We start from the raw sequence: 22453 nt of genomic DNA on the forward strand, positions 1-22453 counted from the left end.
TTGTAACTCTACATCCATTGCCCTACTTACCTTTCAGGGTTTTTTCTGTTCATTCTTTTATTCAGAATACCCGGAAAGTGACAGAAGAGGGATATAGTACAAGTGCTGGGATCGACAATTTTGATAAGTTTGTAGTGGGTGGCTCTAGCTCTCATCTAAGTACTAAAGTGCTTACTACAAACTCTCTTAAGCTGTCATAATCCCTGTAGTGGAAGTCGCCATTGCTACCCCTGCTAAATACCCGGTTGTCCAAGCACTTTGGAAGTTAAACCCACCTGTGACGCCATCAATATCTAAGATTTCTCCGGCAAAATAAAGACCAGGAACTAACCTACTTTCCATCGTCTTGAAGTTGACTTCTTTGAGGTGGACACCGCCACAAGTAACAAATTCTTCTTTGAAGGCTCCTTTACCGTTAGTTAAGTATTGTCCCTGAGTAAGTTCTTGTACCAGTTGATTTAAGGTTTTACTAGATATTTCTGCCCAACGGTCTTCTGTAGTAATCCCTGCACGGGCGATGATATATTGCCAGAGACGATGGGGTAGATCAACGCCGCGATGCAATGCGATCGCTTTCTTTCCCCATTCATCCTTAACTGCTAAAACTTTTTCTCGCACTTGTTCTTGGCGCAAATCGGGCAGCCAATTAATCAATAATCTGGCTTGATAGCGGCTTTCGTGCAGAGCTCTTGCACCCCAAGCAGAAAGCTTTAGAACAGCGGGGCCACTCAAACCCCAGTGGGTAATTAGTAATGGCCCAGTTTGTTGTAATTGGGATTTTCCGCCCACAGATAACCGCAATTGGGCAGGGTTTACGCTAACTCCAGCTAACTCCCTCAACTTTTGATCGAGAATGTTGAAGGTAAATAACGAAGGTACTGGCGGTTCAATTTGATGACCTAACTCTTGGACAATTTTATAACCCACAGGGCTGCTGCCGGTCGCCAGAAGTAGGCGATCGCATTTAATCGGATCTCCCGACTTCAGAAAAATATCAAACCCCCCATCTGCTGCGGTCACCGAAGTTACAGGTGTACCGATACGGAGTTTTACCCCAGATGTTGCCACCGCTTTAATCAGACATTCCACAATGGTTTCTGAAGTATTGGTGACAGGAAACATCCGGCCATCAGCTTCAGTGTTTAGATAGACTCCACCAGCAGCAAACCAAGCTACTGTATCTTGAGGCCCAAACCGAGTCAAAGCACCTCGCAAAGCTTTTGCCCCTCTGGGGTAATTTTGGACTAACTCCTCAGGGTCAAAGCAAGCGTGAGTGACGTTGCAGCGTCCACCACCAGAAATTAGCACTTTCGCTAGGGGTTGGCGACTGGCTTCGAGTAAAGTAACTTCGGCATCAGGATTGGCTTTAGCACAAGCGATCGCGCCAAAAAATCCCGCTGCCCCACCCCCAATAACTACGATTCGTAACGGTAGCAAGTTCTAAAATTTCTCTATAGCACGTACTTTACTAGGCTAGCGGTTATTTTCACTCTTCAACTGGTTCAAATTGGTCTTTTGTGACACCACAAACTGGACATGACCAATCATCTGGTATATCTTCAAAAGCTGTTCCCGGTTGTATACCGCTATCTGGATCGCCTACTTCTGGGTCATATTCATAGGCGCAAACACCACATATATACTTTGCCATGTTCCCTTCCCTTAATAAATTGTTGGCATTGCTTTACTAATTAAATACTTCAGGCACAGAGTTACAATAAGCACGCTACAATTCTTAAACGAGACTACTGCATGAAAATTATCAAATAGAGGCGTGTAGCTTTAAGGGAAATTTCTGAGATTATCCCAGCTATCCTCAAAAGAAATCAGATTAAATGCGCCACCATCTCCTTTGGGCGTAACTGATAAGCCCAATGGCGATCGCCCCTAATAGTAGTAGCCAAATTATTCCACCTGGAATAAAAGTGAGAATACCAAAGCCTCTCAGTGCCCAGACGGCGACGCTAACGCCGAAAAGGATACCAAAAATCTGGATTAATCTACGATTTAAAGAAGATTGACTCACCTACTTTTCCTCTCAACTCAACAGACATTACACTTGATATTGATAATAAGATATGAAGTTACGATGAAGTTACAGTTTCATCAGAAATAACACATAAAAATTGAGAGATGCTATCCAGACGTTCGGGTAAGCTGCTTGATATTAGGTCGTGTTTGTGCCATTCTAGCTGTTAACAACTCAGTTTTTGATCTACAAGTATTGCTCTGATAAAACTCACTTAAGTATTAATTGTGTTGATTGTGATAAGAAATACAGTTTTTACAGTAAAGTTTCTGAAATAATTACCGAAAAATCACGATTCTCAGAAAAGATAGGCATTAGACTAGAACTAAAATTTAGTGGGTTGGATCTAAATCAAGTTTTATGGCTTGTAGTTTCAACTCCGTTAGGTGGATGAGTTGAGGAGTAACTAAAATCATTATGTCTGCGTCTTATATATCAGACTCAATTATTGCAGGTTCAGATATGGCTTGGAGTCAAGACAAGCAAAGGTTGCTGGTACAGGGTGAAATTTTGGTAGAAACGCGATCGCACAAGATGTGGGGTGGCGCAGTGACAGCCTGGATGTATTTGCCGATGGTGCGATCGCAAGTTTGGCAGCAATTAACTGATTATCCCCGGTGGGTGCAATATTTTCCCGACATTACTAAAAGCGAAGTGATGTACAGAGGTGAAGTTAAACATCTGTATCAAGCAGCACAAAAAGCCTTTTTCTTTTTCACCGCTCAAGTTGAAATTTACCTCAACGTCATGGAAGTGCTGGGGCAGCAAATCCAATTTCGCATGGTAAAAGGGACTTTTGAGGACTTTCACGCCAATTTAGAACTAAAAGATTACGGTAATGGCACAATACTTGCTTATACTGTGCAAGCTACACCTCTTATACCGATTCCATCAATTTTCATTCAACAAGCAATGAACTTAGAGTTGCCTGCAAATATGCGTAAAATGCGACAAGTGCTTTGTAAGAATCAGTAAAAGCAATGTCACAAAAAAACGCAAAGACGCATTTGTTTAACTTTGCGTCTTTGCGGGAGGTTATTACTTTATTACTTACTGAATTAGCTAGTAAATACCTCAACAGGTAGGCGACTAAAAGAAAGACGCTCATTTTGCACATCTACAAAGATAGTGTTGCCGTCGTTGAATTCGCCGCGCAAGATGGCTTTAGCAATTTGGGTTTCTAACTCCCGCTGAATGGCTCGCTTCAGTGGACGCGCCCCATATATTGGGTCATATCCTACTTCTGCTAAAAAGTCAAGTGCAATATCCGAGAGCTTGAGGGATATTTTGCGATCGCTGAGTCTTTGGCGTAGTCTCTCCACTTGCAACAGCACAATTTGTCGCAATTCCTTCTTATCTAAACCGTGGAAGATGATGATTTCGTCAATCCGGTTCAGGAACTCTGGACGGAAGCTATTCCGCATCGCCTCCATGACTCGACGGCGCATTTCGTCGTAGTGGGCGTTATCCCCGGCGATATCAAGAATGTACTGCGAACCGATGTTGCTGGTCATGATGATAATAGCGTTTTTGAAGTCCACTTTATGACCTTGGGCATCAGTGACGCGACCATCATCAAGAATTTGCAAGAATATATTAAATACATCAGGGTGTGCTTTCTCGATTTCGTCGAAGAGAATCACTGAGTAAGGACGACGCCGAATCGCTTCTGTCAGTTGTCCGCCTTCTTCGTAACCTACATATCCTGGAGGTGCACCAATTAAGCGAGAAACAGCGTGTTTCTCCATATACTCAGACATATCAATTCGCACCAGCGCATCTTCGCTATCGAACATATACGCTGCCAGCGCTTTCGCCAATTCAGTTTTACCCACACCTGTAGGCCCAAGGAAAATAAAGCTAGCGATGGGACGATTGGGATCAGCCAATCCAGCCCGTGATCGCTGAATTGCATCTGCTACCGCTGTGACTGCTTCTTCTTGTCCAATCACGCGGCGGTGTAATTCATCTTCTAAATGTAGCAGTTTTTCTTTCTCTGATTCCACCAACTTGCTGATGGGAATTCCTGTCCATTTAGAAATAATTTCGGCAATATCAGCTTCTGTTACTTCTTCCCGTAATAGTGATTTACCACTTCTTTGAGTGTTTGCCAATTCAGTTTCTACTGCTTCCAATTGGCGATGCAAACTGGTTAAAGTGCCGTATTTCAACTCAGCAGCGCGGTTAAGGTCGTAGTCGCGTTCTGCTTGCTGAATCTCTAAGTTGACCTGTTCAATCTCTTTTTTAACCGATTGAATTTTGTCAATGATATCTTTTTCTGATTGCCATTGAGTATTTAGGGTTCTTTGTTCTTCTTTGAGATCGGCAATTTCTTTTTCCAGTCTTCCTAAACGTTCACGAGAAGCTGCATCACTTTCTTTTTGCAGCGAAAGCTTCTCCATTTCCAATTGCAGAATCTTGCGGTCAATTTCGTCGAGTTCTTCGGGTTTAGAGGTAATCTCCATTTTTAATCTAGCGGCGGCTTCGTCTACCAAGTCAATTGCTTTATCTGGTAAGAAGCGATCGCTAATATATCGACTCGACAATACAGCTGCTGCAACTAAAGCACTATCAGAAATCTTCACCCCGTGGTGGTTTTCATAACGTTCTCTCAACCCGCGCAAAATCGAAATACTATCTTCTACACTAGGCTGATCGACATAAACTTGTTGGAAGCGTCTTTCCAGTGCAGCATCTTTTTCGATATGTTTGCGGTATTCATCCAGGGTTGTTGCCCCAATACAGCGCAATTCGCCTCGCGCCAACATTGGTTTTAACAAGTTACTAGCATCCATCGCCCCTTGGGTTGCACCAGCGCCGACAACGGTGTGAATTTCATCAATAAATAAAACAATTTTGCCGCTAGATTCAGTAACTTCTTTTAATACTGCTTTCAAGCGTTCTTCAAATTCACCCCGGAATTTTGCCCCCGCAATCAAAGCACCCATATCTAAAGCGATTAGCTTGCAGTCTTTGAGGGATTGGGGTACATCACCTGCAATAATGCGCTGTGCTAATCCTTCAGCGATCGCAGTTTTACCAACGCCTGGTTCACCAATTAGCACAGGGTTATTCTTAGTGCGGCGAGAGAGAATTTGCACAGTGCGGCGAATCTCATCATCCCGCCCAATCACTGGATCGAGTTGACCTTTACGCGCGGCTTCTGTAAGGTCACGCCCGTATTTTTCCAGTGCTTCGTATTTGCCTTCTGGATTTTGGTCGGTCACTTTTTGACTCCCACGAATTTGTTTAATAATATTTTTGAGTTTGCCTTCGTCTAAACCAAACTCTTGGAATAAACCTTTACCAAAGCGGTCATCTTTAGCGTAAGCCAGCAATAAGTGTTCAATTGAAATATATTCGTCTTGAAACTCTTTGCGATACGCATCGGCTCGATCTAGAAGTGTATCCAAGCTGCGTCCCAAGTAGACAGAACTGCTAGTACCGGATACTTTCGGCTGACGTTGGAAAAATTGTTCAGTGCGATCGCGCAGTTTTTGGAGGTTAACACCGGCTTTAGTAAGAATAACGTTGGCTAGACCATCTTGTTCTAGCAACGCTTTCATCAGGTGTTCACTTTCAATTTGCTGCTGTTGATATTGTTTGACAATATCGGGGGTATGGGCGATCGCTTCCCAGGCTTTTTCTGTAAATTGGTTAGGATTAGTAGGTTGCATAGGCTTTTTCAGGAACGAACCATATTAGACATCGTAAAAGCGCTTTGCGCGGCTGACCTCAGTCCACGGTGGCTTTCTGTAGGTTAGACCCTAAGGAAAAGAAAATTTTTGTTCTCATAATGGATATTGTAAGAAGAAGGGGGCGATCGCCTAGATCGGTGTTCACATCTTGTGAAAGTGGTATTTTCCCCTAGATCCGATTTTCTTATGTGCGATTCTCAAGCTTTTAGCCATGTACTGAGATGCTTCGCTGTGCCAACTATGAGAGCAAAAACCTTTTTAAAACATTCTCTGATAAAGGAATTTTGCTGGATGTTTTGCAAGTGGGCAATCTTACAGTTTGGCAGGATGAACCCGACTGGCAAGAACAGGTGGAGGAAGCATTTAAGCAAGGTGCATCAGTTTCGCTGATAGCGCCTCCTGATGCGAGAGTAGATTTAAAGTCAGCAATGTTGAGTTTGGCAGTGGAACCGATGGAACTTAGGTTTTTGCAGGTTTATCCGGTGGTAGAGGGGGTGCAACGACATCACCGTGGTTTTGCAGTGCAGTTGCGAGTAAAGGAAGCTATGCAGTGATATTAAAGTGAATAGCTGAGGAGCAAGCATTTATCAGGATAAATTAATAGTTTTATCTTTATCTTTTTTAGTAGTGTCAATATTACCTTGCAAGTCAGCTTCTCCAATATGAAATCCTCTTTTATCAAAAACTTCTAAGTGAGCAGCTTTACCCTTATGTAAATTGTCTACATACCAATATCGTGATGTAATCAATTCACAGTAAATAAATCTTCCATCATACCTATATGATGTTTTTATAAATCTTGTCGTATCTCGTAAAATCGTTTGTTCATCTCTTAGACGTTCAGTTACATCTAAAGAATATTCTAATGAGCTTAAATTTAATTTATTTTCTAACCAATATTCCAGTGCTATTTTACTATTAACACCATCTATACATATCTGATTTCCCTCTAAATTATTTTTAATAACTGTAATTAAACAACAGTTAATAATATGTGGATGAGTAATTTTAAAATTAGAATTAATAAAATTAACTAACAAGTATTCCTTATTTTTGTTTTGAATTTTTCGTTCAGCTGCTTCCGCTAAAGAAGTGTCCCCAACATTTTTATAATCATTGTCAATAGTTAAGCAATCAAATAAATCTTCTGAAGAATGCAACTGCTCTGTACGCCATTGTTTGGGATTTGACTTATTGAAGACGATATTAATAAAAGCAGTTTTCAAGGATTTATCTTTCAGTTGATTAAGACTAGCCTTGAAGTTATATCCTTTGATTGCTTCATAGTTAGCATATATATTGCTATCTTCTTTATAAAGTTCTCTATCTTTAATTCTTTGATTGATTAACTCAAAAATAGAGTTAAAAATCTTTATAGCATCCCGGAATTCTGCCTCTGTCATAAACTGTCCTTCTAGGGATACTTCGTTAATAAATATTTCCATTACTTACATTTCAAAAAGCCTAGAGAAATCTTTATCCATTTGGTCAAAAAATCCTTCTGGCCATTCTTCAATTCCTCCATCTGGCTGAACGGGAATTTGCACTACTGGCTGTTCTGGATTTCGCTGGAAATATAATATACTTAAATCTTTGGGAGTGATAATTTTATCAATAACGGCTATCCGCAAGGCATTCAAGATATGGTCGCTGTGTGATTCAATAAAAACTTGTACGCCACAACTGCTCACTCTGGCTAAAAATTGGGCTAATCGAGATTGCGCTCTTGGATGGAGATGCGCTTCAGGATTTTCTACTATTAACACTTCTCCTTCTTTTGCAATCAATCCTGAAACAACAATAGGCAAAATGCAATGATACCCAAATCCAACATTAGCTGGTTTAAAACGGTCTTTGGAGTTATTCGTATTAAATAAAAGTTCGAGTATATGACTATCAGAACTAGGAATTTCGACTTTTGCCCCATTAAAGATTTCGTTAAGCCATTCTTCTGTTTGAGTATATAAAGTCTTGGCATCTTGACCTAGACATAACTTTTCATTAATTAAATTATCTTTCTTTTTATAGAGTAAGTTAACTGTAAATTCTCCTTTAGCTCCTACATTTGGAAATTTGTTTAAAGTAGCTTTAGGATAAGATTCTTGTGGCCCTAAACGGTCTGCTGAAATGTAATGTATCTTGTAAAAGTACAGAGATTTATGCAACGAATATACATCCAATCTGAGGTTGTATTTTTCTGGGGTTTTAAAATCATATCCCTCACCATAGAAAGGTAATAAATTAAGAAGACGACAAGAGCCTGTTCGTTCCGGTACTAGCCCTGGTAATTCATCTCGATTTCCTTCATTAAAATCAAATCTATTTATATTCAAAATATTTGAATCTTTAATCTTTTTATATACTCCTTCAAATCCATAATCAGATTTTTTTCCATTAAAATTTATGATATCTTGATCAGAAAAAGTAATCTTGCTTATCTGAGCTACCATATCATCTTCAAAATTTTCCCCAAAATCATATTCTGCGTAGCCATGAAGCTTGAGATTATTTTCTTGATTAGGATTCAGAATATGTTGATCTTCATAATGGTATATAAATTTGATTGATTCATTTCTGGAAATATTACTGTTTTTAATATCTGTAAAGCTACCTAAGTTGACACAACTACCATTTAATACAACTTGAGATGCACTATCATTATGCTCAATAGATTGCCTCATTAATAGCAAAGATTGAAGAAGTGTAGACTTCCCACATCCATTTATTCCTGTTAACAGAGTTATTTGACCTAATAAAAAAGATGTTCTTTCTTTAAAAACTTTAAAATTTTCTAATTCTATTTGTGTTATCATTTTACGCTTCTTAAAACTTCTTGTGCAAGTTTAAATCTAGTAATTACCTTAGCTTTACTACTTGTAGCATATCTTATAGCATCAATATATTCTGAATTTTGTAGTAAATTATCAAAGTTATCTTGGATATTTTTTTTATTTTTTTGTAAAAAATCATCACTGTTAATTGAGAAAAAATAAGAGACAGATTCCAAAATAGCAATATTTATTCTTCCTCTCCTTTCTGGTGCAGGTAAACGAAAGTTTCTTTTACCAAAAAATTCAAAAGTTAAATTCATAACTCTCATAAAATCATTTTTTAAAACCTCTATTTGTTCTTCTGTCATTAGATTAATTTTTTTCATTGCATTCTCCAAAAAATCGCTTAATTTACCCTGATATTCTGTTTCATAATCAAAAGTTTTAAATGCTAAGTAGCGCAAAATAGCTTCCCTATCCTTCATTCTTTTGGGAGATATTCCATAATCAATAGCCCTTTTAAAATAGTCTTTTTCTGATAGCTCTTTGAGGAGTGTAGTAGATTTTCCTGAAAAAATACCGTTTCGGACTTCTTGACGCTCAAGATATGTCCCACCCGTATTAATTCTATTAAAAATATCGTAAACAACTTTGGCTGGTACAGAAGGTTTAATAATGTATATATAAAGTTTTTTATCTTCTATTCTCGTTTGATAGTCACCCGATAAATCTTTGAGTTTTGAAAAATTATAATCATTCAAATCTGTTAAAGCTTCTAAGCCTGTTAAGTTAAATTCATCATTAATAAATTCATGTAATGTGGATATTCTTTGTAACCCATCTACAATAATATACTTACCTTCTACAGTTTGATTAACATACAAAGGAGGTAACGGAAAGTTAAGTATTACTGTTTCAATAAATTTACTTTTCTTTTCTGGTGTCCAAACTAAATTACGTTGAAAATCAGGATCAATAATCAGTTTTTTATTATCATATTGCCTCATTAACTCGAAAACTGTTTGAAGGTCTCCTCTGATGTCAATATCTGCTTGAGTTGGGTCATAAGGATACAACCCCCCATTATCAGTTCTATCTTCTTCAGCAGTATCTTCATCTTTTTCAATTACATCACTATCTTGTACTTCAATATCCATTTATCTTTACTCCTTTTGTTAGCTGATATACGCGATATAGTTGGGACTCGCAGTGGATCTTAAAGCACCTGATACTTTGATTATGACATCTCCTAGCCGCCCAGAATGCCCTCTTGTTATATCCACTACAGCCTAAGCTAAACTTTTGCCAAATCTCCAACTTGCTCCAAAGAATCTTCATCGCCTAACTCAGCAAACGTAGTCAGTTTGTGTGGCTCGTTTTTGCCTGGATATCTGAGATTCTCATTATCGACAACATTAGCAAAACTTCCTATACGTAGAATTTGAGAATTACGGCATCGCATTTGACCACACCGCTATAATCATTGATTAATTGAGGCACAATAGAACCAAAGGCACTGTGAACATACAATGACTACTCAATTGATGATTCAACCCTCATCTTTAATGTCTTCTGGTATCAGGATGAGCGAATTTGGTGACATTTATCTGTTTAAATTTACCGATGAGCTACAGTCTCGTTTTGAAGAACTGTTGCAGAAGAAAAAAGCTGATGCACTGACTCCTGAAGAAGAAGCTGAATATGTAGGTATCTCTGAATTAGAGCGAATATTTACCTTGATTAACGCTCAACTAGCGGCGAAAAGTAAATGGTGTCCGAACAAACTCGAAGACTTGTAAGAAAACGATCTGAATATCTCTGCGAATACTGTCATTCTCCAGAATACTTGAGTCCAGACCGTTTTACCATTGACCATATCGTGCCGCAGTCTTTGGGTGGTTCTGATGAACTGGATAATTTGGCGTTAGCTTGCCATCGCTGTAATGAGCGTCACTATAACTTTATTGTAGGTACTGATCCTAAAACCCAAGAACAAATTCCTCTATTTCATCCCCGTCAGCAAAAATGGTATGAACATTTCATCTGGACAAAAGATGGAATAAAAATTATAGGTACAACTCCTACAGGAAGAGCTACTAGCGATCGCTTTGACTTCAATGATGAACGTCGGGATGAGCCTTCGATTCAAGTGGCCCGTCGTTTTTGGGTAGAAGCTGGTTGGCATCCACCCCAGTCAGATTCACGTCAAGAATAAAAAAAAATGCCCTTCTGCTAATATCTCCTCACGGCTGAGTTTCCGCCAAATCCCCGACTTACTCCAAACAAACTATTTTCGTCGCCGAACTCATTAATTATCGTTAAAGATTAGTTCAGAAGCTTGACAGTAGTCACAATGATGGTTATCTAGTGTGCGATCGCAGTGTAATGCCGATTCATGAACTCTCTTGCTGTATCAATGCAGCTGTTCGGGCTGTTGCTGCTCTTAATTCAGCCTCAACTAAAGTATCCAGTTCTGCTTGTTGCTCTGGTGGCAATGCTTGTCCCTGATCTCGTGCTGACCGCCATAAACTCATCAATTCCGATAATTGTTTTTGTTGTTTACCACTGAAAAACGGGTCAGGGTTAAAGTTTTGAATGACAAGTAGTGCGGTAAACTCCGTTTCACCCAACTGAGTAGTTAACGTATCTAGGGCTTGCCCCGCAGTTTTGCCAACAGAGTGCTTATCCCCTGCAATGGCGCGATAAGTTTTCTTACCATCAGCATCAAATATTGGCAATATTGCTACTGTAGTCATGCTTCCAGTTTGGAATTCTTTGCCTCCAATTATAGCTCTACGCGAACAACACCTGAGCAAGCAATTGAAAATTGTAAAAAGCGATTATAGAAAATTTATACTTGCTTTATAAATTATTTATTACTTAAATGGTCTTACCAGATTAAGGTTTAGCAGAATTACTGAACCAATTATAGGTAATAGACAAATAAAATGTGGTATCTGAATAAACCTGCTAACAAGTAGTTATACTCTTGTAGGCAAAAATCCGATTTTAACCATGCAAAAGTTTTAATTAAGATATCAGTTTTATGAAACGAATTTTAGGACTAGCAATTGCTTCTTTAATAGCATTTCCTTCGACTGCATTGGCTGCTGATTGGGTTTTAGTTAGTGAAGCAGCAGACGGTACTCGTATTTTTGTTGATAACGAGTCGTATGAAAGACGAGGAGCCATAGCGTGGTATTGGACAATGTTAGAAACAGTACAAGCTGATGAAACCGGAGTTATTTTCAGAAAAGCCTTTCAGTCTACAGACTGCCGTAATCGTAACTATCGTATAAGACAATTAATTTCTTATAACAACAAGGGTGAAGTAATTTTTAGTAAGAACAATGGAGATAATGGATCTCTTTACCAATTTGTTCCTGGCACTATTGCTGAGAACATTTTTAAAGCAGTATGCTCTCGCTAACTTACAATTGATAAGTTTTTGATAGAAAGCACATGAGAAAATAAAACGATTACAATGAATTCACAAGCAGCTATCAAAGAAACGCTCAAAGCTTTTTCGATTAATATTGATGACATTTTAGAGATGCTTATTAAACAAAATTATACCCAAGAAAGAGATTTGGAGCAGGTGAAGTTATATTTAAAAGATGTGAAATGGTCAAGTAGATATTTTATAAGGTCAACTACACTTAATCGCATTGAAAACAGCTTACCCCCGAAAGCTAAAGCTTACTATTTTTTTCTTAGAATGTATGGGTAATTGTCTTAACAATATCTATAGATACATGATAATAAACAAAATTACTTCTTCATAAGCAGAAATCTAAATGCGTACACCAAGCATGATGTATTAAAGTTCTTCTACCTTGCCCCCGCTATTCTCCTCCTGCCCACACACAGAGTTACCATAATCCCAGGTCGCCTAGTGGATGCTGAAAATGATTGACCCCTACGACTTTGAAGATGATGACTTTGATTTTGAGGATGAAGATTTCTTGAAAAGAAAACCCATCAGCAAAATGACTGAAGGGGAAAAGCTACAGAGGTTTAAGCGGTTCTTCGACAGTAGCAGCCGTGCTATGTTGCAAGACTGTCTATTTCGGATCGTCAATTACGAAGATGGTACGGGCATGTTAGAAATTCTTTGCCCTAACGAAGTCGTAAGGCAACGCCTTTCCAAGAAAAAGCGCAAAATTACCAACAACATCAACACCTGCTGGAGCCATATCAGATGGTTTTCGCTATGTGTCCAGCAAGATAGTGAGTTGCATTGTCAGAAGTTTACCCGTAACGGCGATTTGGTGACACCTTAGCCGTAGGAGTGAGGGAGATGAGGGAGCAGAAGCAGGAGAATAATAATAACGCCCCATGCCAATGCCCAATAACAAATGACTAAAAAACAGAAATTTCCTTACCTAGTTGGTTCTAAGTGGACAGCACAGCAAAAAGTTGATGGCTGGCGGCACTTCCAGGTTGTCAACCGTAAAAATCAGGCTAAATGGGTTTACGCCGAAATGGTTGCTGCTTGTGATCCTAAAGTCCGTTTCTGGATAAATGCCAAATTATTACAAGATAACTCCCAGTGGCAAGCCGGCTGGCAAACATTACAGGAAATCCAGGAACTTGAAACTGAGGTGTCCTAATTTGCCTGGTTAAGAGTCTCTGACTGGGAATGCCCATTAGTTGGCTGCCGCCTCCTCCTCCACTGGCGGCAGCAGCCCAATAACACGTATTTCCTTCTTATACCTGGAAACGAGATTTTAAAGGGGTTTTGGCTGAAGTTGACACCAATGTATAGCTGCCCTAGAAAGAATTATGGTTCAAATAGATAAAAAAAGCTGTAGTTGGCATAGCCGAAAGATTTTAATAATTTTAGACAATATTTGGTAATTTAATAATTTTTTACAAAATCAGACTAACTTGCTCTCAAGCAGCAATTAAATTGTCTTGGCTACCGACTGAAAACTGCCAATTTATCTGCGATACCTTCTCTACGAGACGCTACGCGTAGCTTGCTTCCCCGTAGGGGTACGGTGAGCTACGCTAACGCAAATTTCACTGGTATTTCCAGCATAAGACTGCCTATACCTCTCTTTACTTTTGACCCTGTGCCCCAATACCCTGAAAACATATTGGATGACCATCAACTAAATTCTAGGAAAACCATTCAAAAAAGCCAATTACAGCTTTTTTATTTTGTAACTATTTTTATAAAAATAATTAATAAAAACTGTTTATTGAACTTTTTTAGAGCTAATAAAGTCTTTGAGGTTAATAAAACTCCAAATACGGATCATTAAGCTTTAATCCATGATATTAGACCGTTTTACAGATTAAGAGCCACTTTCTTTTCTATGTAATTTGCCCAATAATGACATCAACAGACTTCACGCATCGCCATCTCAGGACAGGTGAAGGCAAATGCTTGAGCCACAAGTTTGACAAGAAGCTATAAGAGGGAAACAACAGTGAAACTAGCAGTCTACGGAAAAGGTGGTATCGGTAAATCCACAACTAGCTGTAACATATCAGTCGCCCTAGCTAAACGTGGCAAAAAAGTGCTGCAAATTGGCTGCGACCCGAAACATGACAGCACCTTCACCCTGACTGGGTTTTTGATTCCCACAATTATCGACACCCTCCAAGAAAAGGACTATCACTACGAAGATGTCTGGCCAGAAGATGTGATTTATAAAGGCTACGGCGGTGTTGATTGCGTAGAGGCTGGTGGTCCCCCTGCGGGTGCTGGATGCGGTGGCTACGTAGTCGGTGAAACCGTGAAATTACTTAAAGAACTCAACGCCTTTGATGAGTATGATGTAATTCTGTTTGATGTTCTGGGTGACGTAGTTTGCGGTGGTTTTGCAGCACCACTCAACTATGCAGATTACTGCCTGATTGTTACAGACAACGGTTTTGATGCTTTGTTTGCGGCTAATCGGATTGCTGCTTCAGTCCGCGAAAAAGCCCGAACTCACCCACTGCGTCTAGCTGGGTTAATTGGCAACCGCACCTCCAAGCGCGACTTGATTGAAAAATATATAGAAGCTGTGCCAATGCCAGTTCTAGAAGTTTTACCTTTGATTGAAGATATCCGTGTTTCCCGTGTGAAGGGTAAGACTTTGTTTGAGATGGCAGAGCAAGACCCTTCCCTAGACTACGTTTGCGACTATTATCTCAACATCGCCGACCAAATTCTAGCACGTCCCGAAGGTGTTGTACCTAACGACACACCAGATCGTGAGTTGTTCTCTTTGTTGTCCGATTTTTATCTAAATCCGGGTAAACCCCAGGTTGCTAATTCAGAAGAAGAACTAGACTTGATGATTGTATAAATCACTAAGTTCTCAGGATGGGGGACAATAATATGGCTTTCTTTCACAGCTTTACAGATTCATTAAAGCAAAAGTGGTTGCAATTTTTCCAGAACAATCGGGACTGGATTACCCTGCACATGCAAGTAGAATCAGTGTACACCCCTGATGGCGGGAAGCGACCACCTTCTTACCTCATCCTGGGAGTAGTTAACGCCCTAGAGCCAAAGCTAGCGCAGTTAATGTTGCCCTTTGCCAAACTTAATCCTGACGCCGATACGCTGATTGAGGTGCTGGATTTGCATTTTGACCCAGATTTCGCTCTCGGGAACCGCTTCCTGATCAACCCAGAACCGGAAAAATACGGAGGTGATTCAGTAGTTGTCATTGACGAAAAGCCTGAAGATGAAACATTGACACATTCTCATACAAATGGCTTTGGATCGGTGGTGGTAGTTCAAGAGTTCGCAATAGTGGATTTTGATAATCAAAGCCTGGGGATCAGCGAGTTGGAGGATACCGAAAATGCCTTTGGTGATATTTCCTTATCCAACGGACACGACTCAAAAGATGAGTCTCTTCAAATCTCTGGTCTAGAAGCAGATGAGTTTGGGGAAATTGCCTTCGATACAACAGCTGCAAACGAAGTCAAGCTGGATAAAGATGAGGCGCTTGAAGATATTCCACTAGATGAGAATGCGTTTAAAGACGTGTTGTCAGATGTTTGGGGTGAGCAAACAGCTTTGCAAAAGGCTGAAGAAAGTAACGATTTCTTAGGGGAAGAACTGCCAGCAGGCGTTTTTGATGAATCAGAAATTGCCCGTCTCTTCCCCAACGCTTAATTATTGCCGTTCCTCGCAATTTTAAGTTTTAGATTTGGGACTTCGGCTTACCTCGACTTCTCTACGAGACGCCGCTCAGTAAAAGTCGATACAAGTCGCTCAGTCGAACGGTTTTGGATTAGGAATTAGGGAAATTGTCGTCAGACATACGATACTTCTGTTGTCCCAGTCTTCAATCCAAAATCGTCAATTTAAAATCTAAAATTGCTTGACCTGCCATTAAATATCAAGGGGAGAAAAAACCAAAATGACTGTCGCTCAACAACCAGAAGCTTTAAACTTTGAATGTGAAACTGGGAATTACCATACCTTTTGCCCAATTAGCTGCGTGGCGTGGTTATACCAAAAAATTGAAGATAGCTTCTTTTTGGTGATTGGGACAAAAACTTGTGGCTACTTCTTGCAAAACGCGATGGGGGTAATGATTTTTGCTGAACCCCGCTATGCAATGGCAGAGTTGGAAGAGGGCGATATTTCGGCACAGCTGAATGATTATGAAGAGTTAAAACGGTTGTGCTTGCAAATTAAACGCGATCGCAATCCTAGTGTAATTGTCTGGATTGGCACTTGCACTACCGAAATTATTAAAACAGATTTGGAAGGTTTGGCACCGAAGCTGGAATCCGAAATCGGTATTCCCATCGTTGTAGCGCGGGCAAATGGTCTAGATTACGCCTTCACCCAAGGGGAAGACACCGTATTAGCAGCAATGGCTAACCGTTGTCCTGATAAGGCTCCAGTGGCGGAAACAGAGAAAAGTGAACGCAATGCGATCGCTAAATTGCTAAATTTCGGTAAGAAGAAAGAAGATGTCGCCCAGGATGAATCTGAGTACGTAGATCATCCACCACTGGTTCTCTTTGGCTCCCTTCCCGATCCCGTAGTTACTCAGTTAACCTTGGAACTGAAGAAACAAGGCATCAAAGTTTCTGGCTGGCTACCCGCGAAGCGCTTCACAGAATTGCCAGTACTGGAAGAAGGGTATTATGTCGCTGGTGTCAACCCCTTCCTGAGCCGCACTGCTACCACCTTAATGCGTCGCCGTAAGTGTAAACTGATTGGCGCACCTTTCCCCATTGGCCCTGATGGTACCCGCGCTTGGATTGAGAAAATCTGCTCGGTGTTCGGTATTACTCCCAAGGGTTTGGATGAACGAGAAGCCCAAATTTGGGCAGGCTTGGAAGATTATGTGAAATTGATTCGCGGTAAGTCTGTATTCTTCATGGGTGATAACTTGCTGGAAGTCTCCCAAGCAAGATTCTTAATCCGTTGTGGGATGACGGTTCACGAAATCGGTATTCCCTACATGGATAAGCGCTATCAAGCTGCTGAGTTGGCACTGTTAGAGAAAACTTGCCAAGAAATGAATTCACCTCTGCCAAGGATTGTGGAGAAGCCGGATAATTACAATCAACTTCAGCGGATTTATGCGTTGAAACCAGATTTGGTAATTACTGGTATGGCTCACGCTAATCCATTGGAAGCACGGGGTATTAATACAAAGTGGTCTGTGGAGTTCACTTTTGCTCAAATTCACGGCTTTACGAATGCGCGTGACATGTTAGAGTTGGTGACTCGTCCGTTGCGTCGGAATAATAATTTGAAAGATTTGGGTTGGGATAAATTGGTGAGAGAAGAAGCAAAGATTTAGATTTGGATTGAGCAACAGCATAATACTATGTTACGGGCGAACTTTTCGGGTTCGTCCTTTTTTTTACGTAGACGCGCAGCGGCTTGCCGTAGGCTACCGCAGAGGCGCAGAGAACGCAGAGGAAGAGAGAATTGAGAATAGTTAAAAATGCTAAAATTTGTATATTAGTCTTAGTTTTTTACTTCTAAACTTAATGGAAATTACAAAATTGTCTCCTCAAGGACAAGTAATTATTCCCCAATCTTTGCGGGAAGCTCATCAATGGGAAGTAGGTCAAGAATTTATTATTATTGATATGGGTGATGGAATTATTTTAAAGCCTAAGAAACTTTTTCTAGAAACTAAATTAGATGATGTAGCAGGTTGTTTAAAATATCAAGGAAAACCTAAAACTCTTGAGGATATGGACAATGCAATTCGCCAAGATGTAGAGGAATCTTAGAGTTTTAATAAAGCAGCACCATAAAGCCAATATACGCGCTTTACTTAGTGTTCCCATTTTGAGTTCTATTCTGTCTAATAGCGATCGCTCTTTTTAACGAACCGCCCACACTAACAAAGAAAAGCGATCGCTCAAATATCATCTCAGTCAAACACAGTTACAATAAGGTAGTAAAGATAAGAGGAAATATAAATTATGCTTAGTGGAATTAAACAAAAGGCTATTGTAGGCAAAGATGGCAAGATTGAACTTTCAGCAACCGAACTAGCAGAAGGAACAATCGTGGAAGTTATTGTGCTAGTTGAACCATCAGTTGAAGAGGATGAAACTACTTATCTTTTGAAATCAGAAACTAACAAAAAACATCTACTCACAGCTTTGGAGAATGTAGAAAAAAGAGGCTTAATTTATGTTGATTTAGATGAATATGAAAAAAGTCGCCTTTGAACCAGAAGCTTTTGAACAATTAGGTCAGTGGGCGACAGAAGACAAAAAAATATTCAAAAAAATCTTGGAACTGATTAAAGATATACAAAGAGATCCTTTTGTAGGGATAGGGAAGCCAGAACCATTAAAATATGAATTACAAGGTTACTGGTCAAGGCGGATCACAGATGAACATAGATTAGTTTACAAAGTGCAAGAAGATTTATTGATTATTTTGACTTGTAAATATCATTATGAGTAATAAATTTTATGGAGGCTGAGATATTGTTTTAGTTCAGGCGATCGCTCTTTTTTAAGGAGAAGATGTGAAGCAAAACAAGAGAGCGATCGCAGATACAATTATAAGTAAAAGGCAAGCTGGTAGAAAATACCTGAAATTGTCACCAAAATCTATGAATAAAACACCATCTCCCCATGAAAGTCAGCAAATGCTGAAGTGGCTAAACCAGAATCGCCAAATGTTATTAGATTTATATAAAAATCAATATATTGCTTACAATGCTAATGGCTTAATCGCTCATAGTGAGAATTTGCGTGAAGTTCTAGAATTGGTAGAAGCGTCAAAGCAGACATTTTCAATTTACTTAGTTCCGTGTCGCACTGCTTCTATCCAAATTTTACCAATTCACTTTCGTACAGTTGCTCGACATGACTGGCAACCCAATTATCATGTAAAACTTAAGCATAGAGATATAGAAATGTCTACAACGATGTTAGTAGACTCTGGTGCTGAATTAAGTTTAATTTCCTTCAAAGTCGGTCAAGATTTAGGCTATGCTTTGGCTGATGCAGAATCAAAATTATTAGCAGAAACCATCGGCGGAAGAGTTGAGTATGTTTTACGTAATGTTGAAATGACAATTGATGAACACAGTTTTATTGCTGCTGTGGCGTGGTTACAAACTAATACAGGTGGAGAGCAATTACTTATAGGAAGAGAAGTTGTATTTGATAAGTTTAATATTGAGTTTAGGCAAGCTTATGAACAAATTATTTTTACATGGCGTGGAGATAACTAATCAGTTAACCATAGACACTTCTCACAACTTGCAGAAATTCGCGTAAAACAGGCGTCATATCTTCTTCTCGCCACACTATAGCCGTTTCTACTAATGGTGTTTTCTCCTCTACAGCGCGATACACCACACCAACCCTTTGAAGATTTTGCAATGAAGATGGGGCGATCGCAATCCCCATTCCCGCTGAAACCAATCCGATAATTGTCTGCATCTGAATCGCTTCTTGAGTCACTTTGGGGCTGAAATTTCCTTGCTGGCAAAGGCTCACGATTTGATCGTAAAGTCCAAAGCTCAGGTGGCGAGGGAACATGATAAAGTTTTCATTTATTAGCGATCGCACTGAGATACACTCTTGTTCAGCTAAGGGATGAGTTTCTAACATAGCCACAATTAAAGCTTCTTGCTGAATGCACTCTTGATTGAGTCCCTTGTCTTCTAATGGTGGATGAGCAAAGCCTACATTAATGTGGTGTTTCTGTAGCGCTTGTTCCTGCTGAGTTGTGGTTAATTCCTGCAATACCAACTCTACTTCTGGAAACTGTTCTCGAAACCGCCGCAAAATCACTGGAAGCAAATCGTAAGTTACCAAACTAGTCAACCCGATTCTTATTTGTCCTTTTTCACCTTTTCCTATTCTTTGAGTTAGCTCAATTGCCTTTTCCAGATGAGCCAAAAGTTGATAAGCTTCTTGCAAAAAAACTTGTCCTGCTTCTGTTAGTTGCACCTGTCGCTTGGTTTTGCGCTGAAACAGTTCTACTCCTAATTGTGCCTCTAGTTGCAGAATTTGCTGGCTTAAGGGCGGTTGAGCAATGTGCAATCGCTCGGCGGCTCTACTAAAGTGTAGTTCTTCAGCGACAGCGATAAAATAGCGCAAATGTCGTAGTTCCATTTTTTTTATATTTTATAAGTTTCAATTTTATTTAAATATATATTGGACATCTGAAAACTACTTGCCTATGATACTCATACAGATATTGCAGGGAGTCAGAGCTATGCCAGAGAAGTATACTCCAGGCTATTCGAGTAATGCGACGAATTTTATGGCAAATCGCAGCGTAGATACTCATGCTGCGTTTTTTACGCCTTATCTACGTCCAGGAATGAAGTTGCTAGATTGTGGTTGTGGGCCTGGTACAATCACACTAGGGTTAGCAAAAGCGATCGCACCAGGTACGCTTACAGGTATCGATCGCGAAGCTTCTCAAATCCAGATAGCTACTGAGAGTGCTTTCACCCAAGGTGTCAGTAATGCTAATTTTCTGGAGGCGAATATTTATGCTTTACCCTTCCCGGATAACTCATTTGATGCAATCTTTTCCCATGCACTATTTGAGCATCTTCAAGAACCGACGCAGGCGTTACAGGAACTGTGGCGAGTTTTAAAACCGAGGGGAATTGTTGGGCTTCGTAGTCCTGACTGGGGCGGGTTTTTGATTGCGCCGTCTACACCAGAACTGGAAAAAGCATTTTCTTATTACAAGTGGCTCCAGCAGGAAAATTCTGGTAATCCTTATGTAGGTAGAGAGTTACGCGCTCTGCTGCGCCAAAGTGGGTTTACTAATATCAAAGCTTCGGCTTCTTATCAATGTTATGAGCCACTGAGTGAAGCTACAGAATATTTGGCGCTGCTAATTGAAACTTCTGCAAAGGTAGATCGAGCTGTAGAGAAAGGTTGGACTGATGAGCAATGCCTGCGGCGGGCTACACCTACGCTTACAGCAATGAGTCGTGCTTTACGGGAATGGAGTCAGCATCCAGATGGGTTTTTTGCTCAAGCTTGGTGCGAAGTTGTGGGATGCAAAGGTTAGATTATTAGAGGATGTTTTAAAAGTATTTGGCTGTGATTTTAGGCACTTATTCATCCCCCCTAACCCCCTTAAAAAGGCTACGGTGTATACACAAGTGACTTATTTTGCTCAAAGCGCTCTCAGACCTAACCCCCAGCCCCTTCCCTACGTTCGCGCAGCGTCTCGAAGAGAGGGAAGGGGAGCCAATCTTCAAAGCCCCTCTCCGCGTCGGAGAGAGGTTTGGGGAGAGGTCTGCCGACTTGTGTATACACGGTAGCTTAAAAAGGGGGGGCAGAATCAAAGTCCTCCAATTTATCGGGGGATTTAGGAGGATCTAGAACGTTTTGATACCGACAATAGGACTTTTAAAACATCCTCTAAGCTTCAGCTTTTGAGTTTGATTGAAAATCTTACCACCATGCTTGATCTAGCAATACATTCATTAAACCTAGAAGAGAATATTAAAATTTAAGTGAGTTAGTGCTATATCTTTGACTGGATAAAATTTTAAAAAAAGTGATTATCGCTTCTTTAATAATGAGCAACAGTCCTTGAGAAAATATCATTCACAGCGCAGAATGATCATCTGTTTTCCTATCTTCAATGCCCAATGACGCCAGTTGCTTCTCCCTACAGCCTTTCTCTTAAAGGAGACGCTCTTGCGTTCGGGCATCCTACAGCAGGCGCTAGCCTCTCACGAATGGGAGAAGGGAAGACCAAGGCGAAGCTAAGTTGGCACGCAAGGGTGCACTGGCTCCCCCATACCCCACGCTCCATGCCTTAATTGCACACTTCTATGTGATCAGAAGTATCCAGACCAACCCAAACAACTACCCCTAGCAGGTTAAACTAGGTCTGGTAACAGCTGCTCCACGTTCCTTATGAGGCTTTTATGGGAGCTAACCTCAAACAGATTGCCAACTATTTAGATAACCTTGGTTGGGACTACCGTTTTGATGATCAAGAAGACCGAATTATAACAGGTGTGGAGGCTGATAACCTAGAAGATTTCCTAATAGTTGTCCAGTTGGATGAAGAGGGAAAATTTTTCCGGGTATTTGCCCCTCAAGTTCTGGCAGGAATTCAAGACCATCCTCACAAGGCAGCTATCCTACAGACAATGCTTGCCATTTCCTGGGAAACCAAAATGTTGCAATGGGAGTATGACCCATCCGATGGCGAAATCCGTGCGATTATTGAGTTTCCTTTAGAAGACTCGATTCTCACAGAAAGACAATTTCACCGCTGTCTGAGTGGGTTAGTTCAGATTGTGGATGGCATAGCAATACCTCGCCTGAAAGAAGTGATGGTAACAGGTCTTGATCCGGGGAATATAGAACTTGGGGAAAGACTGTTACTCAGTATTCAAGAAGAAGCCCCAGGATTGCTAGATTTGCTGGAAAAAGCAATGGAAGCGCGAAAAAAGCGAGGAAGTTTTCCTAGTGAGTGAGACGGATCATCACTTAAATAGCTATACTCCAAA

27 protein-coding genes are annotated in these 22453 nt (G+C 40.3%); 17 read left to right on the forward strand and 10 right to left on the reverse strand.

What is annotated here, in order from left to right:
* Positions 1-186: 186 nt before the first annotated feature.
* From V7K48_RS17725 to V7K48_RS17735, 3 genes are all read right to left on the reverse strand, one after another.
* Positions 187-1437, reverse strand: coding sequence for an NAD(P)/FAD-dependent oxidoreductase (locus V7K48_RS17725; RefSeq protein ID WP_335074585.1), 1251 nt, complete (start codon positions 1435-1437; stop codon positions 187-189).
* 49 nt (positions 1438-1486) lie between these two features.
* Complete coding sequence (gene rd / locus V7K48_RS17730; protein WP_335074586.1) at positions 1487-1651, reverse strand: rubredoxin; 165 nt, start codon at positions 1649-1651, stop codon at positions 1487-1489.
* 180 nt (positions 1652-1831) lie between these two features.
* The gene (locus V7K48_RS17735) at positions 1832-2026 is read right to left on the reverse strand and encodes a hypothetical protein (protein WP_335074587.1); all 195 of its coding nucleotides are present in this window, start codon (positions 2024-2026) and stop codon (positions 1832-1834) included.
* Between the two features lie 420 nt (positions 2027-2446).
* Here V7K48_RS17735 and V7K48_RS17740 point away from each other — a divergent pair, with 420 nt between their 5' ends.
* On the forward strand, positions 2447-3004 hold the full coding sequence (locus tag V7K48_RS17740; RefSeq protein WP_335074588.1) for an SRPBCC family protein: 558 nt from the start codon (positions 2447-2449) through the stop codon (positions 3002-3004).
* Between the two features lie 83 nt (positions 3005-3087).
* Here V7K48_RS17740 and clpB read toward each other — a convergent pair whose 3' ends face one another.
* The gene (gene clpB / locus V7K48_RS17745; RefSeq protein ID WP_335074589.1) at positions 3088-5706 is read right to left on the reverse strand and encodes an ATP-dependent chaperone ClpB; all 2619 of its coding nucleotides are present in this window, start codon (positions 5704-5706) and stop codon (positions 3088-3090) included.
* 242 nt (positions 5707-5948) lie between these two features.
* On the opposite strand from clpB, the gene V7K48_RS17750 reads away from it, so the two are divergent.
* On the forward strand, positions 5949-6281 hold the full coding sequence (locus V7K48_RS17750) for a hypothetical protein (RefSeq protein ID WP_335074590.1): 333 nt from the start codon (positions 5949-5951) through the stop codon (positions 6279-6281).
* 33 nt (positions 6282-6314) lie between these two features.
* Here the strand turns inward: V7K48_RS17750 and V7K48_RS17755 are convergent, their stop codons facing one another.
* From V7K48_RS17755 to V7K48_RS17770, 4 genes are all read right to left on the reverse strand, one after another.
* Positions 6315-7130, reverse strand: coding sequence for a hypothetical protein (locus tag V7K48_RS17755; protein WP_335074591.1), 816 nt, complete (start codon positions 7128-7130; stop codon positions 6315-6317).
* 45 nt (positions 7131-7175) lie between these two features.
* Positions 7176-8540 carry a DUF3696 domain-containing protein gene (locus tag V7K48_RS17760; protein WP_335074592.1) on the reverse strand — a complete coding sequence of 455 codons (1365 nt, stop codon included), beginning with the start codon at positions 8538-8540 and terminating at the stop codon, positions 7176-7178.
* A complete protein-coding gene (locus V7K48_RS17765) occupies positions 8537-9655 on the reverse strand; it encodes a DUF262 domain-containing protein (RefSeq protein ID WP_335074593.1) in 1119 nt (372 codons plus the stop codon). Before V7K48_RS17765 ends, V7K48_RS17760 begins: the two co-directional genes overlap by 4 nt.
* A gap of 137 nt (positions 9656-9792) precedes the next feature.
* Positions 9793-9960, reverse strand: a complete 168-nt coding sequence (locus tag V7K48_RS17770; RefSeq protein WP_335074594.1) for a hypothetical protein — start codon at positions 9958-9960, stop codon at positions 9793-9795.
* Between the two features lie 67 nt (positions 9961-10027).
* On the opposite strand from V7K48_RS17770, the gene V7K48_RS17775 reads away from it, so the two are divergent.
* On the forward strand, positions 10028-10297 hold the full coding sequence (locus V7K48_RS17775) for a hypothetical protein (protein WP_335074595.1): 270 nt from the start codon (positions 10028-10030) through the stop codon (positions 10295-10297).
* The gene (locus V7K48_RS17780) at positions 10267-10713 is read left to right on the forward strand and encodes an HNH endonuclease (protein ID WP_335074596.1); all 447 of its coding nucleotides are present in this window, start codon (positions 10267-10269) and stop codon (positions 10711-10713) included. Before V7K48_RS17775 ends, V7K48_RS17780 begins: the two co-directional genes overlap by 31 nt.
* Positions 10714-10891: 178 nt before the next feature.
* On the opposite strand, the gene V7K48_RS17785 is transcribed toward V7K48_RS17780, so the two are convergent.
* Positions 10892-11254 carry a hypothetical protein gene (locus V7K48_RS17785; protein WP_335074597.1) on the reverse strand — a complete coding sequence of 121 codons (363 nt, stop codon included), beginning with the start codon at positions 11252-11254 and terminating at the stop codon, positions 10892-10894.
* A gap of 290 nt (positions 11255-11544) precedes the next feature.
* Between V7K48_RS17785 and V7K48_RS17790 the strand changes: the two genes are divergently transcribed.
* The 11 genes from V7K48_RS17790 (at position 11545) to V7K48_RS17840 (ending at position 19183) form a co-directional block, all read left to right on the forward strand.
* Positions 11545-11928: a surface-adhesin E family protein gene (locus V7K48_RS17790; RefSeq protein WP_335074598.1), complete on the forward strand. Its 384-nt coding sequence runs from the start codon at positions 11545-11547 to the stop codon at positions 11926-11928.
* A gap of 54 nt (positions 11929-11982) precedes the next feature.
* Positions 11983-12228 carry a hypothetical protein gene (locus V7K48_RS17795; protein WP_335074599.1) on the forward strand — a complete coding sequence of 82 codons (246 nt, stop codon included), beginning with the start codon at positions 11983-11985 and terminating at the stop codon, positions 12226-12228.
* Positions 12229-12406: 178 nt separating this feature from the next.
* Complete coding sequence (locus V7K48_RS17800; RefSeq protein WP_335074600.1) at positions 12407-12781, forward strand: hypothetical protein; 375 nt, start codon at positions 12407-12409, stop codon at positions 12779-12781.
* A 75-nt stretch (positions 12782-12856) separates the two neighbouring features.
* The gene (locus V7K48_RS17805; RefSeq protein ID WP_292759785.1) at positions 12857-13111 is read left to right on the forward strand and encodes a TIGR02450 family Trp-rich protein; all 255 of its coding nucleotides are present in this window, start codon (positions 12857-12859) and stop codon (positions 13109-13111) included.
* A gap of 825 nt (positions 13112-13936) precedes the next feature.
* Positions 13937-14803, forward strand: coding sequence for a ferredoxin:protochlorophyllide reductase (ATP-dependent) iron-sulfur ATP-binding protein (gene bchL, locus V7K48_RS17810; RefSeq protein WP_223278117.1), 867 nt, complete (start codon positions 13937-13939; stop codon positions 14801-14803).
* Between the two features lie 32 nt (positions 14804-14835).
* Complete coding sequence (locus V7K48_RS17815; protein ID WP_335074601.1) at positions 14836-15624, forward strand: DUF5331 domain-containing protein; 789 nt, start codon at positions 14836-14838, stop codon at positions 15622-15624.
* A gap of 247 nt (positions 15625-15871) precedes the next feature.
* On the forward strand, positions 15872-17275 hold the full coding sequence (locus V7K48_RS17820; protein WP_292759779.1) for a ferredoxin:protochlorophyllide reductase (ATP-dependent) subunit N: 1404 nt from the start codon (positions 15872-15874) through the stop codon (positions 17273-17275).
* Between the two features lie 193 nt (positions 17276-17468).
* Positions 17469-17717, forward strand: coding sequence for an AbrB/MazE/SpoVT family DNA-binding domain-containing protein (locus tag V7K48_RS17825; protein ID WP_335074602.1), 249 nt, complete (start codon positions 17469-17471; stop codon positions 17715-17717).
* 195 nt (positions 17718-17912) lie between these two features.
* A complete protein-coding gene (locus V7K48_RS17830) occupies positions 17913-18164 on the forward strand; it encodes a hypothetical protein (protein ID WP_335074603.1) in 252 nt (83 codons plus the stop codon).
* Positions 18145-18405, forward strand: coding sequence for a Txe/YoeB family addiction module toxin (locus V7K48_RS17835; RefSeq protein ID WP_335074604.1), 261 nt, complete (start codon positions 18145-18147; stop codon positions 18403-18405). The genes V7K48_RS17830 and V7K48_RS17835 overlap by 20 nt, the downstream gene beginning before the upstream one ends.
* A gap of 64 nt (positions 18406-18469) precedes the next feature.
* The gene (locus V7K48_RS17840) at positions 18470-19183 is read left to right on the forward strand and encodes a retropepsin-like domain-containing protein (RefSeq protein WP_335074605.1); all 714 of its coding nucleotides are present in this window, start codon (positions 18470-18472) and stop codon (positions 19181-19183) included.
* A gap of 4 nt (positions 19184-19187) precedes the next feature.
* Here V7K48_RS17840 and V7K48_RS17845 read toward each other — a convergent pair whose 3' ends face one another.
* A complete protein-coding gene (locus V7K48_RS17845; protein ID WP_335074606.1) occupies positions 19188-20072 on the reverse strand; it encodes a LysR family transcriptional regulator in 885 nt (294 codons plus the stop codon).
* A gap of 103 nt (positions 20073-20175) precedes the next feature.
* On the opposite strand from V7K48_RS17845, the gene V7K48_RS17850 reads away from it, so the two are divergent.
* On the forward strand, positions 20176-20991 hold the full coding sequence (locus V7K48_RS17850) for a methyltransferase domain-containing protein (protein WP_335074607.1): 816 nt from the start codon (positions 20176-20178) through the stop codon (positions 20989-20991).
* 871 nt (positions 20992-21862) lie between these two features.
* Complete coding sequence (locus V7K48_RS17855; RefSeq protein WP_334979469.1) at positions 21863-22420, forward strand: hypothetical protein; 558 nt, start codon at positions 21863-21865, stop codon at positions 22418-22420.
* Positions 22421-22453: the final 33 nt, after the last annotated feature.

The sequence above is a fragment of the Nostoc sp. genome (assembly GCF_036919615.1).
In the GTDB taxonomy this organism is placed as follows: domain Bacteria; phylum Cyanobacteriota; class Cyanobacteriia; order Cyanobacteriales; family Nostocaceae; genus Nostoc.

Excerpts from the sequence above, each read along its gene's own strand:
- clpB (WP_335074589.1), bottom strand. The coding sequence starts at position 5,706 with ATGCAACCTACTAATCCTAACCAATTTACAGAAAAAGCCTGGGAAGCG.
- V7K48_RS17780 (WP_335074596.1), top strand. The coding sequence starts at position 10,267 with ATGGTGTCCGAACAAACTCGAAGACTTGTAAGAAAACGATCTGAATAT.
- V7K48_RS17755 (WP_335074591.1), bottom strand. The coding sequence starts at position 7,130 with ATGACAGAGGCAGAATTCCGGGATGCTATAAAGATTTTTAACTCTATT.
- V7K48_RS17765 (WP_335074593.1), bottom strand. The coding sequence starts at position 9,655 with ATGGATATTGAAGTACAAGATAGTGATGTAATTGAAAAAGATGAAGAT.
- V7K48_RS17795 (WP_335074599.1), top strand. The coding sequence starts at position 11,983 with ATGAATTCACAAGCAGCTATCAAAGAAACGCTCAAAGCTTTTTCGATT.
- V7K48_RS17845 (WP_335074606.1), bottom strand. The coding sequence starts at position 20,072 with ATGGAACTACGACATTTGCGCTATTTTATCGCTGTCGCTGAAGAACTA.
- V7K48_RS17790 (WP_335074598.1), top strand. The coding sequence starts at position 11,545 with ATGAAACGAATTTTAGGACTAGCAATTGCTTCTTTAATAGCATTTCCT.
- V7K48_RS17770 (WP_335074594.1), bottom strand. The coding sequence starts at position 9,960 with ATGCGATGCCGTAATTCTCAAATTCTACGTATAGGAAGTTTTGCTAAT.
- V7K48_RS17850 (WP_335074607.1), top strand. The coding sequence starts at position 20,176 with ATGCCAGAGAAGTATACTCCAGGCTATTCGAGTAATGCGACGAATTTT.
- V7K48_RS17835 (WP_335074604.1), top strand. The coding sequence starts at position 18,145 with ATGAAAAAAGTCGCCTTTGAACCAGAAGCTTTTGAACAATTAGGTCAG.
- V7K48_RS17820 (WP_292759779.1), top strand. The coding sequence starts at position 15,872 with ATGACTGTCGCTCAACAACCAGAAGCTTTAAACTTTGAATGTGAAACT.
- V7K48_RS17760 (WP_335074592.1), bottom strand. The coding sequence starts at position 8,540 with ATGATAACACAAATAGAATTAGAAAATTTTAAAGTTTTTAAAGAAAGA.
- V7K48_RS17740 (WP_335074588.1), top strand. The coding sequence starts at position 2,447 with ATGTCTGCGTCTTATATATCAGACTCAATTATTGCAGGTTCAGATATG.
- V7K48_RS17800 (WP_335074600.1), top strand. The coding sequence starts at position 12,407 with ATGATTGACCCCTACGACTTTGAAGATGATGACTTTGATTTTGAGGAT.
- V7K48_RS17785 (WP_335074597.1), bottom strand. The coding sequence starts at position 11,254 with ATGACTACAGTAGCAATATTGCCAATATTTGATGCTGATGGTAAGAAA.
- V7K48_RS17805 (WP_292759785.1), top strand. The coding sequence starts at position 12,857 with ATGACTAAAAAACAGAAATTTCCTTACCTAGTTGGTTCTAAGTGGACA.
- rd (WP_335074586.1), bottom strand. The coding sequence starts at position 1,651 with ATGGCAAAGTATATATGTGGTGTTTGCGCCTATGAATATGACCCAGAA.
- V7K48_RS17775 (WP_335074595.1), top strand. The coding sequence starts at position 10,028 with ATGACTACTCAATTGATGATTCAACCCTCATCTTTAATGTCTTCTGGT.
- V7K48_RS17825 (WP_335074602.1), top strand. The coding sequence starts at position 17,469 with ATGGAAATTACAAAATTGTCTCCTCAAGGACAAGTAATTATTCCCCAA.
- V7K48_RS17815 (WP_335074601.1), top strand. The coding sequence starts at position 14,836 with ATGGCTTTCTTTCACAGCTTTACAGATTCATTAAAGCAAAAGTGGTTG.
- V7K48_RS17750 (WP_335074590.1), top strand. The coding sequence starts at position 5,949 with ATGCTTCGCTGTGCCAACTATGAGAGCAAAAACCTTTTTAAAACATTC.
- V7K48_RS17855 (WP_334979469.1), top strand. The coding sequence starts at position 21,863 with ATGGGAGCTAACCTCAAACAGATTGCCAACTATTTAGATAACCTTGGT.
- V7K48_RS17830 (WP_335074603.1), top strand. The coding sequence starts at position 17,913 with ATGCTTAGTGGAATTAAACAAAAGGCTATTGTAGGCAAAGATGGCAAG.